Below are 14,491 nucleotides of genomic sequence, written 5' to 3'. Positions count from 1 at the left end.
GTGCAGTCTGCCCGCCACGGGCGTCCAGCACCAGTGCGCATGACTTCTCGCCGGGGGTGCCCGGAGCACTCGTCCGAATGCGCCCCCGTGGCCGCGTTCCGTTGTGACCCCAGGGGTGCCTTTGGGGCTCTCAAAGGTGTGTTTATGCAGGTGAGAAGCGTGCGGAAGGTGTCTATGATCGACCCATCGGCCGCGCGACGCGCCGTCGGCGCGAAGTGTTAGGAGCCCCGCCGTGAGCACCCCTCAGCAGACCCGGACCGGCGACACCCTCGATATCGACCGCAGCGACACCGCCTATCGCGGCTGGCTGAAAGAAGCCGTCCGCAAGGTCCAGGCCGACGCCAACCGCTCGGCCGACACACACCTTCTGCGCTTCCCGCTCCCGGAGATGTGGGGCATCGACCTGTACCTCAAGGACGAGTCGACCCACCCGACCGGCAGCCTCAAGCACCGGCTCGCCCGCTCGCTCTTCCTCTACGGCCTGTGCAATGGCTGGATCCGGCCGGGACGCCCGGTGATCGAGGCGTCCAGCGGCTCCACGGCCGTGTCCGAGGCGTACTTCGCCAAGCTGATCGGCGTGCCCTTCATCGCGGTCATGCCGCGCACGACGAGCGCCGAGAAGATCCGCCTCATCGAGTTCCACGGAGGCCGGTGCCACTTCGTCGACGACCCGCGCACGATGTACGAGGAGTCCGCCCGCCTCGCGGTGGAGACCGGCGGCCACTACATGGACCAGTTCACCTACGCGGAACGGGCCACGGACTGGCGCGGCAACAACAACATCGCCGAATCCATCTTCCGCCAACTGGAGTTGGAGCGTTTCCCGGAGCCCGCGTGGATCGTCGCCACGGCCGGCACCGGAGGCACCTCGGCGACCATCGCCCGATACGTCCACTACATGCAGCACGACACCCGCATCTGTGTGGCCGATCCCGAGAACTCCTGTTTCTTCGAGGGCTGGACCACCGGCGATCCGGACGTCACATGCGACTGCGGCTCGCGCATCGAGGGCATCGGCCGGCCGCGCATGGAGCCGAGCTTCGTGCCCGGGTCGATCGACCGCATGATGAAGGTCCCGGACGCGGCCAGCGTGGCCGCCGTCCGCGCCCTGGAGCGGACCATCGGCCGCAGGGCGGGCGGCTCGACCGGCACCGGACTGTGGAGCGCGCTGAAGATCATCGCCGAGATGGTGGCCGAAGGACGCCGGGGGAGCGTCGTCACCCTGCTCTGTGACCCCGGCGACCGGTACCTGGACAAGTACTACTCGGACGCGTGGCTGGCCGAGCAGGGCCTGGACATCGAGCCGTACACGGCGGCGATCGCCTCACTGCTGGAGACGGGGGTCTGGCCCGGCCACGTCTCTCCCGGCAGGTCCTCGTGCAGGTGAGGGTGCGCCTCGGGCGGACCACACGGAACGCGTTGTCCTCCGGATCCGCCGGCACGGTCCACGACTCGCCGACCTCGATCTGACGTCGGCGGAGGAACCGGAGGCCGAGACCGAACGCATCCTCGCCCTCTGGCGGCGGTTCTTGGTGACCTTGCGGTCCGTCACCGGCCTGAAGCAGATGCCCACCGCCGTGGTCTCGTCCGGCCCGGTCACGACCTCCCGCTCCCGCTCCGACACGATCCGCCGGCAGGGGGCCTGGGGGACGCCCCGGCTAGGACCCCTGCGTCGCGAGCCGCCGGTCCAGTGTCCGGACCGCATCCCGGAAGGCCCGCCCCAGCCCGGCGCGCCCGAGCTTGGCGACGACGCGGAAGGCCGCCGTGCCGTCCACGGCGAACGTCCAGCGCACACGGGTGCCCGCCCCGGCGGGAGTGAGCCGCCACTCCTCGGCGATGGCGCGGGCACCGGGAGCGTTGGCCACGTCGACGCGGTAGGCGTACAGCTCGGGGGCCTTCGCCGCGAGGACCGTCTCCCGGAAGCGCCCGCCGCCCTTGAGGTGGATCTCCCGGGTCGAGCCGTCCCCGGTCGAACGGGCCAGGGTCACCGCGGAGAACCATTCCTCCCAGCCCGGTACGTCCTCGGCGAGTGCCCGGTGAACGGCCTCCGGCGGGGCGGACATCTGCTGCGCGAACACCAGTCGTACCGGCGCGGTCCCGATGAAGTCGAGCCCCACCTCACGCAGTTGGTGAACCATGGACACACCCCCTGGCCTCGAACGGGAAGTGTCACCCTAGCTGACGCTCAGTCAGCTGTCTGTACCGTCAGCGGACTCACCGGCCACGACCAGCCGCCGCAGATGCTCGGACACCTCCGCGCGCGCCCCGGCCGGCAGCCCCGCATCCGTGACCAGCGTGTCGACCTGCTCCAGAGAGGCGAACGAACTCAGGCCCACCGTGCCCCACTTGGTGTGGTCGGCGACCACCACGACCCGCCGTGCCGACTGCACGAGACGCCGGTTGGTCTCGGCCTCCGCGAGGTTCGGCGTCGACAGTCCGGCCTCGACCGATATGCCGTGCACACCGAGGAAGAGCACGTCGAAGTGGAGCGCCCCGATCGCCTGGTCCGCCACCGGGCCCACCAGCGAGTCGGACGGGGTGCGCACACCGCCGGTCAGCACGACGGTCGCCGCGCCCTGGCGGGGGCCCGTGGTGCGCTGCGCCGCGTGGAACACGTCGGCGACCCGCACCGAGTTGGTCACGACGGTCAGATCGGGCACATCGAGCAGATGGTGGGCCAGCGCGTACGTCGTCGTACCGCCCGACAGCGCGATCGCGGTGCCCGGGGCGACCAGCTCCGCCGCCGACCGTGCGATGTCCTCCTTGGCGGTCAGCTCCAGACCCGACTTCGCCTCGAAGCCCGGCTCGTGGGTGCTCGCCTCGACCACCGGGACGGCGCCGCCGTGCACCTTCTCCAGCACACCCTGGCGGGCCAGCGCGTCCAGATCACGTCGCACCGTCATGTCCGACACGCCGAGCTTGCGGGTCAGCTCGTTGACGCGCACCCCGCCTCGGCGCCGGACCTCGTCCAGGATCAGGGCACGCCGCTGCTCCGCGAGGAGGTTCTGATTCTCACTCACGTACGCTCTCCGGTCCTTTCGCCTGGGGCCGTCCGACATGCCCTGCGCACCCTCTCCCACAAGCACATTTTGCCCGACCCTGGTGCGCGGGACGTCCCATACTCGCACGGGCCCCGGCGGGGAGCGCCATCGACCGCCCCGTCGCGCTCCTGCCGCCGGGGTGACACCCGGGCTCCGGCTGTCACCCGGATCGGGGAGATTCCGTGACAGGGGGTGTGCGCACCGCGCAGAGCGGAGATCCTGGTGTCCGCACGGACAGATGCCGACAGCGCGTCACGGGGGAAGTGCGACAACAGTGGAACGAGTCACGACGATGGGCGGGGACGGCTCGGCCGCCCGGCCAGAAGAATCCGGAACCGCCCTGGAGCTCCTGGTCCACGGAGTGGGCGGCACCACGCCGGAGAAGATGCTCGACGATCCGCGCACGGTGCGGATCACCGGCGACGACATCGCGGCCGTCTTCCGGCGCGCCGACGACGTCGACGCCGAGAAGGGACAGCGCGACGGCCGCACCGGCCCGGTGCCCGAGGCGTACGTCTGGTGCAACCTCACCTCCGGCAACGGCACCCGCGCCCTGTGGCTGCTGTTGCTGCCGTTCATGGTGGTCAACCTCGCGCACTGGATGCGTCCCACCGCACGCGGCCGCAAAAGGACCGTGCGCCTCTACGGCCTCCTGGTACGACTCGCCGGCCTGACCCTGACCGTTCTGCTGGTCGCCGCCGCCTGCGAGGTCGCCCTGGACCTCGCGGCCTGGCAGTGCGCGGGAACACGCGCGTGTGCCGAGTCGCACTCCTGGCTGGGCTTCCTGTCTCCCGACGTGTCGGACGGCGGCTGGTGGAGCAGGCCGGGCCGCCGCCTCGCCCTCGCGGCCCTGGTCCCGGCCGCGCTCACCGGCCTCCTCTGGTACCTGTCGCACCGCACCTGGAGCGCCTACGAGTCCCAGCAGCCCATGTCCCGCGAGGGCGATCCGGAGGAGGACAACGGCCGCACCGCGCTCGGCCGGCCCGGCTTCTGGTACGGCCGCCGCCTGGTCGCCCGCCTGCGGGCCGCGCACACCGCTGCGGGCCTGCTGACCATCGCCGCGGCGGTCAGCTCGACGGCGGCCCGCTTCGACCGCGAACCGGGCGGCCCCGCACTGCTCGACACGCTCGGTCGGGTCCTGGAGGCCGGTCTCGTCGCTGCCGGGGTCGCCGTCGTCTGGGTGGTGTGCCGCCGCGGCCGCAGCGAGAGGCATCTCGACCGGCAGCTCGACGAGCACCTCGTACGACGTCTGCCGCTCGCCGCGCTCGTCCTGCTCGCCCTCGCCGCGGTGTACGCCGGGTGGGCGCGGCCCGGGTGGGAGTCGCACGGCAGGCTGTCGGGGGACGCCACCTTCGGCGGCATCGCCTTCGTGCAGGGCCTGCTGATCATCGCCCTGGCCGCGGTCGCCCACCTGCTGTACCGCACGCATCCCGACCCCCGCTCCGCGATGCGGGGCCTCGGCGGACCCGCCGTGGCGATGCTGGCCTGCGCCCTCGGCGGTGTGATGTCCGGCGGCGTGTCGCAGCGCGTGGCGGACTGGCTGGACGGCACCGGAGCGACCATCCTCGGGCCGCCGGTCCTGCTGACCTGGCAGGCCTCGGTGATCCCTCTGGTCCTCGTCGTGCTGCTGGGGCACTGCGCCTGGCTCGGCCGGCGCACCTGGCGCTCCGGCCGGGCCCAACTGGGTACGGTGGAGAGCGAGTACCCCGCAGAGCCCAAGGACGCGGCACGGACCCGCCGTATCGCCCGCACCCGCGCGATGGCGGCGCTGACGGACCGGGGGCCCCGTCTGATCGGGGTGACGTCGGCCAGCACCCTGCTCCTCGGCGCCGGAGCGCTCGTGGGCGCCCTGACCTCCCACAAGACACCCGGCAAGGCCGCCGAGGGGGCGTACGCCTTCGTCGAGAGCGCCGCGGAGACCGCGCAGGCCCTCGGCTCCTGGTTGATCGGACTCGGCTTCATCCTGTTCGTCACCTGGGGCCGCCGCGCCTACAAGGACCCCTCCGCGCGCCGGACCATCGGCATCCTCTGGGACGTGGGCACCTTCTGGCCGCGCGCCGCCCACCCCTTCGCCCCGCCCTGCTACGCCGAGCGTGCCGTACCGGACCTGACCTGGCGGATCGCGACCTGGACCCGGGCCACGCGCGGCCGACTGGTCATCTCCGGCCACTCCCAGGGAAGCGTGCTCGCGGCCGCGGCGGCCTGGCAGCTGGATCCGTCGGTCCGCAAGCGGGTCGCCCTGCTGACCTACGGCTCCCCGCTGGAGCGCCTCTACGGCCGCTGGTTCCCGGCCCACTTCGGACCGGCCGCGCTGACCGCGCTGCACCACGACGTGGACTGCTGGCGCAACCTCTACCGGCTCACCGACCCCATCGGCGGCCCGGTCCGGCTGCCCGGCGACTGCGGGCCCGAGGTGGACCGGGAGCCCCTGAAGGACCCGCTCGCCTACGGCCGTACCGATCTGCACCCGCTGCCCGCGCAGATCCTGGGCCACTCCGACTACCAGGCCGACCCCGTCTTCGCCGAGGAGCGGGCGAAACTGCTGGGCCGGCTGCAGCCGGACGTGCCGGGCCCGCGGACTCAGGACGACTCGGGCAGATCCTCGGCGTAGAGCAGGGTCAGGTCGTCCGTGGTCGGGTCGTCCACCTGGGCGACCCGGCTCGCGTGCCGCTCCACCATCGCCTCGAAGGTCTGGCGCGCGGTACGGCCGTTGCCGAAGGCGGGACCCTTGGGCAGCACCGTGAAGTACTTCAGCAGAGCCTCCGCGGTACCCGGCGCCAGCCGGTACTCGTGCTCCTCGGCCTGCTGCTCCACGATGCTGAGGAGTTCCTCGGGGTTGTAGTCGCTGAAGGTGATGGTCCGTGAGAAGCGGGAGGCCACACCCGGGTTGACCGACAGGAACCGCTCCATCTCGGCGGTGTAGCCCGCGACGATCACCACGACCGCGTCCCGGTGGTCCTCCATCAGCTTCACCAGCGTGTCGATGGCCTCCTTGCCGAAGTCCCGGCCCGAGTCCTCCGGTGACAGCGCGTACGCCTCGTCGACGAACAGCACTCCGCCGCGCGCCTTGTCGAAGGCCTCCTGGGTGCGGATCGCGGTGGAACCGATGTGCTCGCCGACCAGGTCGACGCGGGACACCTCGACGAGATGGCCCTTCTCCAGGACACCGAGGGAGGCGAGGATCTCGCCGTAGAGCCGGGCGACCGTCGTCTTGCCGGTGCCGGGGGAGCCGGTGAAGACCAGGTGGCGCTTGACGGACGCCGCCTTGAGGCCCGCCTGCTGGCGGCGCCGGCCCACCTCGATCATGTCGGTGAGCGCTCGCACCTCGCGCTTGACGCTGTCCAGGCCCACCAGCGCGTCGAGTTCGCCGAGAACGGCCTTGGAGGTGCGCGAGGGCTTCTCCGGCTCCGCGGGGACGACCAGCGGCTCCTGCTCGGTGATCCGCTGCCCCGGGATCGCACCCAGCAGGCCGGTCGAGCGGGACTCGGTCTGTACGGCGGTCTCGGGGGCCGCGGGCGGGGTCAGGCCCCCGCTCTCGTCGCTGGTGCAGTCCTCGACGACCGGACCCGCGCCGGCGGCCGCGTCCGGGGCGTCCGCGAACTCGTAGCCCCCGCGCGCGCAGCGCTCGGTGCGGCACTTCTTGAGCGTCGTACGACAGCCGTCTATCACATGGAAGCCGTACCCGCCGCTGCCCGTCACCCGGCAGTTCAGGAAGCTGCCGCGGCCGCCCGCCGACACGTAGAAGCCCGCCTCGGCGGGGGAGTCGACCGTGCAGCGCTCGATGGTCGGGTCGGCGCCCTTGGTGACGATCACGCCGGTCTGGGTGGCGTCCACGGTGCAGTTGTTGAGGGTGCCGCCGCTGCCGTGGTCGCGGAACCAGGCGCCGGTCGCCGCGTCCCGGATCCGGCAGTCGTCGAGCTGCGCGGTGGCGCCGTCGCTCACCGACACGGCCGTGTTGCGGACCTGGGAGATGTCGCTGTCGACGACGTCCGCGCGGGAGCCGCGGTCCAGGACGAACAGGGCGTCCGGCACGTCGTGCACCCGGCAGGAGTCCAGTACGGCGGTGGCGCCGTCGCTGACCCAGACGGCCGGGTAGTCGCCGGTGCTGTCGAAGATCTCGCACTGGTTGGCGTCCACACGGGTGCCCGGATCCCACACCGACAGGCCGTTGCGCCCGAACTGACGGACCGTCGTGCGGGTCAACGTGAGCACCGAGCGGGAGCGCAGGTCGACCGCGTTCTCCGGGATGTCGTGGATACGGCAGTCGGCGAGGGTCAGCACCGCGTCGGTGTCGAGCGTGACGCCGTCGGTGGTGGTGCGGTGCACATCGCAGTCGGTGAGGTGGGCGGTGGCCCGGCCGGTGATCTGCACGCCGCTGCCGCGGACCTCGTAGACCTCGCAACCCACGGCCTCCAGCGCGGAGTTCTCGCCGGTGGCCGCCAGTCCCGCGCCGGAGGTGTGGTGGACCCGGCAGCGCTCCAGGCGGGGGTGGGCGCCGCCGCGCACCGCGATGCCGGACTGGCCGGCCGCCACGATCTCGCACTCCTCGAAGACCCCGCCCGCCCCGTCCAGTACGGCGATGCCGATGCCAGCCGGGTTGTCGACGGTGCAGCGCCGCACGGTCGGGCGGGCTCCGCCGCGGACCTCGATGCCGGCCGCGGACCGGGTGACGACCCGGATGTCGGCGAGCTCCGGGGTGCCCTCCTCGACGAGCAGGGCGGGCGCGGCGGCGTCCTGGCCCTCCACGTGCAGATCCTGCACCACGGCGGAGGCGCGCACCGTCAACGGCACCCCGTCCAGGGGCGCGATGCGCACGGAACCGGGCGAACCTTCAGGGCCGCGCAGGGTCACCGCCCGCTGCACGACGAGGTTCTCGCGGTAGGTGCCGGGCGCGACCGTGAGCACGTCGCCGTCGGCCGCGGCCTCCAGGGCAGCGGCGAGGGACGCGTACTCACCCGTGCGGCGCCGCCACCGCGATGTACCGGTGTGCGTCACCTGGACCGTGCCCTGTGCCATGGCGTTGCTGTGCCCCCACCTCGACGTACGCGGGTTTGTGCTGCCGAAGAACCTCGGCCGGTCCACCGTAGCGTGCGCGCGGGTGGTGGGTTGACCAGAGCCGTGAGGCCGTCAGCTGCCGGTGCCGGTCCGGCCCCAGTCCGGGCCCGCGCGGTCCCAGGCCTGGTCCCAACGGGCGTACCGGCGACGGACCATGCGCCAGACGGCGAGCCGCCTGGCGCCCTCGATCAGGCCCGCGGTCAGCAGGGCCGCCCCTGTGCCCGCGAGGACGGCATGGGTGGTGGCGGTCGTGGAGTCCAGCGGCCGGGCCGCTATGCGTCCGTGGAGGTCCGTCCACATGCTGAAGTGGTCGCCGCGGTGCGGGGTCTGGAGGGCGGCCGTCACCGTGCCCTTGTGCGTGGTGCCGTCCGGCGCGGTCCAGTCGGCCACCACCCGGCTGCGCACATCCCGTCCCGAGGCGGCCTCGGGGTCGGCGTCCAGCGGCGAGCGGTCCAGTTTGCGGATCACGGTCGCCGTCACCAGTCGGCGGGATTCCTGCTGCTCATGGACCGACCGCTGCAGCGCGTCCTGGGCCACACGCCCGGTGACGGACCCGATCACCGGTCCGGCGACCAGGATCAGCAGCAGGGCCAGCAGGCCCACCCAGGCCTCGGCCAGGTCGGTCCCACGGCGCAGCGGGTTGCGCCGCCACCGCCAGAGTCCGCTGATCGCTCGCACCGTCCGCACCCCCTTCCCGCTCCGTGATAACCCCCGGCGGAGTCGTTCACGCGCGGGACCGGCCGAAGAGAGAGCGAAATCACCTGCGGCCGGGTCCTCTCATGAACTCCTCATGAAAGTCCCAACGTGCAGGCCCCCGGGCGGTGTTCCCGTGCCCGGGGCCCGGGTTGATCTTTGACGGAACCTGGTCCGTCACCGCCGTGTCGATCCGCTGCTCGCCTATTCGAGAATCCTGACCGGGTCGCCGACCCGGATGGTGCCGCGGGACCGGGGCACCAGATTCTGCCCGAAGACGAGCTTGCTGCCGAAGCGGCGGTGCCGGCCCAGGGTGTGCAGGGGCTCCTTGCCGCGGACGGCGGCGGTCTGGTCGGTGGTGGTCACCACGCATCGCCCGCACATCTTGGCCACCCGGAAGGTCACGTCCCCGATCGCGAGGAGCGACCAGTCGTCCTCGGCCCAGGCGTCGGTGCCGCCCACGACGACGTTCGGCCGGAAACGGTTCATGGGCAGGGGCCCTTCGGCCGCGTGCCGGCCTTCGGAGATCAGGGAGTTGAGGGCGTCGAGGGAGGCCGCGGAGACGAGCAGCAGCGGATATCCGTCGGCGAAGGTGACGGTCTCGCCCGGCAGCGCGTACTCGGGTTCGACCGGGCGCCGGGTGGCGGGGTCGTCCATGTGGACGAGGCGGGTCCGAGCGCCGAGGTACTCGCTGCACCACGCGTGCGCGGCCGCGTCGGCGGCGGGTACCCCTTCGACCTTGTCCCCGAAGATGTCCAGCGTCATGGTCTCGGCCGACTCGGGAACCGGCACGGTCAGCGGGTCCATGCCGGGCGCGGACAGAACGACGCCGCCGCCGGGCAGCAGCTCGGCGGCGGCCAGCGCGAGGCGCGGCTGCTGGCGTTGTGTGACGACCTTTCCCCCGTCGTCGACCAGTGCCCAGCGCCGGTCTCCGGCCAGCCCCCAGGGCTCCACCTCGGCCTCCCGGGGTGCCAGACCCCGGAACGCCTTGACCGGATGGACGTGGATCGACAGCAGCTGCGCATTCCCCATGAGGCCATCGTGCCAGGTGGCACCGACAGCCCGGGAGGGGAATCAGTACCCGCGGTACTGCTGGTTGTTGTAGGGGTCCTGGTAGGGAGCCGCCGGAGCGGGTCGGGGAGCCGCGGGGCGCATCGCCTCGTAGCCCGTGCCCATGCCGGGGCCGGCCGGACGCGGTTGCTGCTGTTGCTGTTGCGGACCGGGGTAACCACGAGGCGCGGCCGCCTGCTGCGGGATGTACGCCCCGGGCGCCTGCTGCAGCGGAGAGGGCTGCTGTGCCTGCGGGTAGCCGTAGGAGGAGTAGGAGGGACCCGCGGGAAGAGCGGGCAGCCCGGACGACAGCGCGGGCAGGTTGCTTGCCGGGACGTCGTACGCGGCCGGGACCCGGATCGGGGCGATCTGCGGGCTGCCCCGCTCGGCCACGAGTGAGTCGTAGATCGGAGTGTCCGGGAAGGAGGCGGAGTAGTAGCCGCCGCCATAAGTGGAGCGGGGGGAGGTCATGGCACATAAGTTAAGCCCACGATGTGCTGGTTGGGGAGACCGATAAGAGGGTTGTTTTCCGTGTCGGTAGTGACGTGGGATCCCCAATGCGAGCGAACTCGGCAAAAAAGGACGCCAATCCAGGCCCGATCCGTGTAAAGGCCGAGTTCCCGGTGGGTTACCGACGGTTGACCGGCGATCTTCCTGTCCGCGGGATGGGAGTTCGCTGTCCCGGGGGAATAGGTTGAGCGGGTAGAACTCGAAGGACCTCCGGGGCGCGTCCTGGACTGCCGACACCTGATGGGGGCGGACATGTCAATGTCGAAAGGGGCGAACGCTCCGGTGCCCACGACGGCACTGCGCGTCGAATTGGGCTGGCGCTCGGGACCGGGAGTCCCCGATGCGGACGCCTCGGCTCTGCTCCTCGTCGGCGGAAAGGTCCGCTCCGACGCCGACTTCGTCTTCTACAACCAGCCGCAGCACTCCTCCGGAGCGGTACGCCACGAGGGCAAACGGACCGACGGCGGCCGGGTGACCGACACACTGCTCGTCGACCTCGCACGCGTGGAGCCGTCCGTGGAGACCGTCGTACTCGCCGCCTCCGCGGACGGCGGGACCTTTGCCCAGATCCCGGGCCTCTATATCGAAGTACGGGACGCGGCTCAGGGCACGGTGGCGGCGCGGTTCGACAGCGCGGGTGCGACCGTAGAAACCGCTTTCGTCCTTGGGGAGTTCTATCGCCGTCAGGGCGCCTGGAAGTTCCGTGCCGTCGGTCAGGGTTATGACAGCGGACTGGAAGGTCTCGCAACGGACTTCGGTATCACCGTGGACGAACCCCAACAGGCAGCGCCCATGGCGCCGCCACCCGTCCCCGCTGCCCAACCGGTCCGCCTTTCCAAGGTCACGCTGACCAAGTCGGCTCCTTCGGTCTCCCTCGCCAAACAGGGCGGCACCTCGGGCGCGATGCGCGTGAACCTCAACTGGCAGGTACGTAAACAGTTCTCGGGCTGGGGCAGCAAGCGCGGTCGCGCGGTGGCCATGCACGCCGACCTCGACCTCGACCTGTGCGCCCTCTACGAGCTCGCCGACGGCCGCAAGGGGGTCGTACAGGCGCTGGGCAACGCCTATGGAGCCCTGCACCAGCCGCCGTACATCCACCTCGACGGCGACGACCGCACCGGTGCCCTCGCGAGCGGCGAGAACCTCACCGTGAACCTCGACCACAAGCGGGACTTCCGGCGCATCCTGGTCTTCGTGACCATCTACGAGGGGGCGCGCTCCTTCGCCGACCTGCACGCCACGGTCACCCTTCAGCCGCAGCACGGCGCCGCGATCGACTTCTCCCTCGACGAGTGCACGGTGCCCTCGACGGTGTGCGCACTGGCCCTGATCACCAACACCGGCGACGACCTGGTCGTCCAGCGCGAGGCCCGCTACCTGGTGCCCGACCGCGGGGTGAGTCCGCAGCGGACGGTGGACCACGTCTACGGCTGGGGCATGAACTGGACACCGGGCCGCAAGTGAGGTCTCACCCCTCCTCGCCTGCGACGGCGTCCGGGCGCGCATAGGTGCGGCCCTTCCAGGCCGCGCCGCGCCCCCTGTAGTGCTGCCCCGCCGAGTCGACCGTCATCAGGAGGTAGAGGAACGCGGTGAACGGCAGCAGGGGTGCGAGCCACAGCGGCTGCCGGTAGTAGCGGAGCATCGGGACGTACGTCCCCGTCATGACCAGCCACGCGAGAGCACCGGGCACCACGGTCGCCGTACTCCCCGCGGCCAGACCCGTGAGGACGGCGACGGGCGGCACCAGATAGACCAGCACGAGCCCGGCCACCGTTCCGAGCAGCACCAGGGGGTTGTGGCGGAGCTGGGCGTAGGCGCTGCGCGACACCATCCGCCACAGGTCGTGCAGCCGGGGATAGGGGCGCACGCTGTCCACCCGCTCGGCGAGGCCCAGCCAGATGTGGCCGCCGCCGCCCTTGACGGCCCGCGCGAGGGCCACGTCGTCGATGACGGCCTGCCGGATGGCGTCCGGGATCCGCGCCCGTTCGGCGGTGTCGGCGCGCAGCAGGACGCAGCCGCCCGCCGCGGCCGCCGTCCGAGACCCCTTCCTGCCGATCCGGCGGAACGGATACAGCTGCGCGAAGAAGTAGACGAACGCCGGCACCACGAGCCGCTCCCACAGGCTCTCCACCCGCAGCCGGGCCATCTGCGAGACGATGTCGAAGCCCCCGGCGTGCGCGGCGGCCACCAGCCGCCGCAGGCTGTCCGGCTCGTGGGCGATGTCGGCGTCCGTCAGCAGCAGGTACTCCGGGCCACGCGCGCGTGCCAGGGCGATACCGTGGCGCACCGCCCAGAGCTTGCCCGTCCATCCCGCCGGCGGCTCGCCCGGCGAGGACACGGTCAACGGCAGCCCGCCCCCCAGGCGCGCCAGCTCGCGGGCCAGCTCCCCGGTGCCGTCCGTGCTGCCGTCGTCGACGAGGAAGACCTCCGCCGGGCCCGGATAGTCCTGGGCCAGGAGAGAAGGAAGGCTCGCGGGCAGCACCTCGGCCTCGTCACGAGCCGGCACCACCACACCCACCGAGGGCCAGGCCCGCGGGTCCCGCTCCGGGGGGAGTCTCACATCCGTGCGCCAGAAGAAGCCCTGGCAGAGCAGCAGCCACAGCCAGGCGGCGAGGGATACGGCGGCGGTCCACGCGATGGCGCTCACGCGCGCAGTCTGCCCCACGGGACCGGCGCTCAAGGGCGCATCGTCTATCGTGGCCGGGTGAAGATCGCGCTCCTGGACTCCGGAATCGGCCTGCTGGCGGCCACCGCCGCGGTACGGCGACTGCGCCCCGACGCCGATCTCGTGCTCTCCCTCGACCCCGACGGCATGCCGTGGGGCCCCCGGACGCCGGACGACATCATCGGGCGCGCTCTGACCCTCGCCGCGGCCGCCGCCGCCCATGGTCCCCAAGCCCTGATCATCGGCTGCAACACCGCCACCGTGCACGCCCTGACCGCCCTGCGCGCCCGCCTCGAACCGGATCTGCCGGTCATCGGCACCGTCCCCGCGATCAAGCCCGCGGCGTCCGGCGGCGGCCCCTTCGCCATCTGGGCGACGCCCGCCACCACGGGCAGCCCCTACCAGCGCGGTCTCCTCGAGGAGTTCGCCGACGGGGTACCGGCCACCGAGGTGCCCTGCCACGGGCTCGCCGAGGCGGTGGAGCACGCCGACGAGGCCGCCATCGACGCCGCCGTCGCCGCGGCCGCCGCCCTGACCCCCGAGGACGTGACGACCGTCGTCCTGGGCTGCACCCACTACGAACTGGTCGCCGAGCGCATCCGCGCCGCCGTACAGCGTCCCGGCCGTCCGCCACTCGTCCTGCACGGCTCCGCCGGAGCGGTCGCCGCCCAGGCGCTGCGCCGGATCGGCGAGCAGCCCGCTCCCGAGACCGCGGCCACCGGCACCCTCACGGTGCTGCTGAGCGGACGCGAGGCAAGCGCCCTGCCCGCCCCCGCCCTGGCCTACGCGGAAGGCCGGCTCCTGCGCACGACCACACCCGCGCGCTGACCGCTGCGGGGTGGCCGAGAACCCCCGCCCGGAGCAGTCACTCTCCGCGACGAGGTACCCGCACGGCGAAACCTGAGTAACCTCATAGGCATGAGGGACCACCCCCACGGCGAGCAGACCTCGCACCACACCGACGTCTGGACCGGTCGCGCCTCCAACCGGGTCCAGTGGCTGCTGGCGCTCGGCGGCGCCGCGATCGTGGCGCTCGGCGTCGAGCTCGCCGTCGACTCGGCGTGGACCTCGGGCGCCGCCCCGCTGGTCATGTCCGTGGTCGGCTGCATCGCGGCCGGGCTGCTGGTCCTCTTCCTCACGCTCGGCTTCGTCCATGTCGCCCTCAAGGTCGACATGGAGTGCCTGGAGGTGCGCTGCGGCCACATCGGCGTACCACGCCGGCGGATCCCGCTGACGCACGTCGCCGGTGCCGAGTTCGCCCCCCACGTCAACCCGCGCCAGTGGGGCGGCTGGGGCTACCGGTGGCGCCCCGAGAAAGGCACCGCGGTAGTCGTACGCCGTGGTGAGGGTGTGGTCCTCCGACTGTGGGACGGGCATACGTTCACGATCACCGTGGACGACGCGGAGTCCGCCGTACGCGTCATCCGCGACCGGCTGCGGCCCGGCGTCACGGGTCCGCGACGCTGAGACCGGGCCG

General features: G+C 72.1%; 12 protein-coding genes. 5 read left to right on the top strand and 7 right to left on the bottom strand.

Annotated elements, in window-relative coordinates; genetic code table 11:
- Positions 1-232 precede the first annotated feature (232 nt).
- Positions 233-1,387 (top strand): PLP-dependent cysteine synthase family protein, encoded by a 1,155-nt coding sequence (locus QF027_RS05120; RefSeq protein WP_307072921.1) that lies wholly within the window; start codon positions 233-235, stop codon positions 1,385-1,387.
- 271 nt (positions 1,388-1,658) lie between these two features.
- Here QF027_RS05120 and QF027_RS05115 read toward each other — a convergent pair whose 3' ends face one another.
- Positions 1,659-2,138, bottom strand: coding sequence for an SRPBCC family protein (locus QF027_RS05115; RefSeq protein ID WP_306985584.1), 480 nt, complete (start codon positions 2,136-2,138; stop codon positions 1,659-1,661).
- 51 nt (positions 2,139-2,189) lie between these two features.
- The gene (locus tag QF027_RS05110) at positions 2,190-3,020 is read right to left on the bottom strand and encodes a DeoR/GlpR family DNA-binding transcription regulator (protein ID WP_306985586.1); all 831 of its coding nucleotides are present in this window, start codon (positions 3,018-3,020) and stop codon (positions 2,190-2,192) included.
- 313 nt (positions 3,021-3,333) lie between these two features.
- Between QF027_RS05110 and QF027_RS05105 the strand changes: the two genes are divergently transcribed.
- The gene (locus QF027_RS05105) at positions 3,334-5,652 is read left to right on the top strand and encodes a hypothetical protein (protein ID WP_307082282.1); all 2,319 of its coding nucleotides are present in this window, start codon (positions 3,334-3,336) and stop codon (positions 5,650-5,652) included.
- Here the strand turns inward: QF027_RS05105 and QF027_RS05100 are convergent.
- The 4 genes from QF027_RS05100 to QF027_RS05085 form a co-directional block, all read right to left on the bottom strand.
- Positions 5,622-8,057, bottom strand: coding sequence for a right-handed parallel beta-helix repeat-containing protein (locus tag QF027_RS05100; protein WP_307072919.1), 2,436 nt, complete (start codon positions 8,055-8,057; stop codon positions 5,622-5,624). The genes QF027_RS05105 and QF027_RS05100 overlap by 31 nt on opposite strands.
- 111 nt (positions 8,058-8,168) lie before the next feature.
- The gene (locus QF027_RS05095) at positions 8,169-8,774 is read right to left on the bottom strand and encodes an Rv1733c family protein (RefSeq protein ID WP_306986811.1); all 606 of its coding nucleotides are present in this window, start codon (positions 8,772-8,774) and stop codon (positions 8,169-8,171) included.
- A gap of 219 nt (positions 8,775-8,993) precedes the next feature.
- The gene (locus tag QF027_RS05090; RefSeq protein WP_306985590.1) at positions 8,994-9,821 is read right to left on the bottom strand and encodes an MOSC domain-containing protein; all 828 of its coding nucleotides are present in this window, start codon (positions 9,819-9,821) and stop codon (positions 8,994-8,996) included.
- A gap of 42 nt (positions 9,822-9,863) precedes the next feature.
- Positions 9,864-10,310: a DUF6643 family protein gene (locus QF027_RS05085; RefSeq protein ID WP_306985591.1), complete on the bottom strand. Its 447-nt coding sequence runs from the start codon at positions 10,308-10,310 to the stop codon at positions 9,864-9,866.
- Positions 10,311-10,607: 297 nt separating this feature from the next.
- Between QF027_RS05085 and QF027_RS05080 the strand changes: the two genes are divergently transcribed.
- A complete protein-coding gene (locus tag QF027_RS05080; RefSeq protein ID WP_306986812.1) occupies positions 10,608-11,813 on the top strand; it encodes a TerD family protein in 1,206 nt (401 codons plus the stop codon).
- 4 nt (positions 11,814-11,817) lie between these two features.
- Here QF027_RS05080 and QF027_RS05075 read toward each other — a convergent pair whose 3' ends face one another.
- Positions 11,818-12,996, bottom strand: coding sequence for a glycosyltransferase (locus QF027_RS05075; protein WP_307072916.1), 1,179 nt, complete (start codon positions 12,994-12,996; stop codon positions 11,818-11,820).
- A gap of 57 nt (positions 12,997-13,053) precedes the next feature.
- On the opposite strand from QF027_RS05075, the gene QF027_RS05070 reads away from it, so the two are divergent.
- Both QF027_RS05070 and QF027_RS05065 read left to right on the top strand, forming a co-directional pair.
- The gene (locus QF027_RS05070; RefSeq protein WP_307072914.1) at positions 13,054-13,842 is read left to right on the top strand and encodes a glutamate racemase; all 789 of its coding nucleotides are present in this window, start codon (positions 13,054-13,056) and stop codon (positions 13,840-13,842) included.
- A gap of 90 nt (positions 13,843-13,932) precedes the next feature.
- Positions 13,933-14,481, top strand: coding sequence for a hypothetical protein (locus QF027_RS05065; RefSeq protein ID WP_306985597.1), 549 nt, complete (start codon positions 13,933-13,935; stop codon positions 14,479-14,481).
- The last annotated feature ends 10 nt before the right edge of the window (positions 14,482-14,491 follow it).

Source organism: Streptomyces canus, assembly GCF_030816965.1.
GTDB lineage: Bacteria > Actinomycetota > Actinomycetes > Streptomycetales > Streptomycetaceae > Streptomyces > Streptomyces canus_E.
This window is presented reverse-complemented; position numbering and strand designations above follow the sequence as displayed.

Coding starts and splice junctions, on each gene's coding strand:
- QF027_RS05080 (WP_306986812.1), top strand. CDS start 10,608: ATGTCGAAAGGGGCGAACGCTCCGGTGCCCACGACGGCACTGCGCGTC.
- QF027_RS05105 (WP_307082282.1), top strand. CDS start 3,334: ATGGGCGGGGACGGCTCGGCCGCCCGGCCAGAAGAATCCGGAACCGCC.
- QF027_RS05090 (WP_306985590.1), bottom strand. CDS start 9,821: ATGGGGAATGCGCAGCTGCTGTCGATCCACGTCCATCCGGTCAAGGCG.
- QF027_RS05085 (WP_306985591.1), bottom strand. CDS start 10,310: ATGACCTCCCCCCGCTCCACTTATGGCGGCGGCTACTACTCCGCCTCC.
- QF027_RS05065 (WP_306985597.1), top strand. CDS start 13,933: ATGAGGGACCACCCCCACGGCGAGCAGACCTCGCACCACACCGACGTC.
- QF027_RS05100 (WP_307072919.1), bottom strand. CDS start 8,057: ATGGCACAGGGCACGGTCCAGGTGACGCACACCGGTACATCGCGGTGG.
- QF027_RS05115 (WP_306985584.1), bottom strand. CDS start 2,138: ATGGTTCACCAACTGCGTGAGGTGGGGCTCGACTTCATCGGGACCGCG.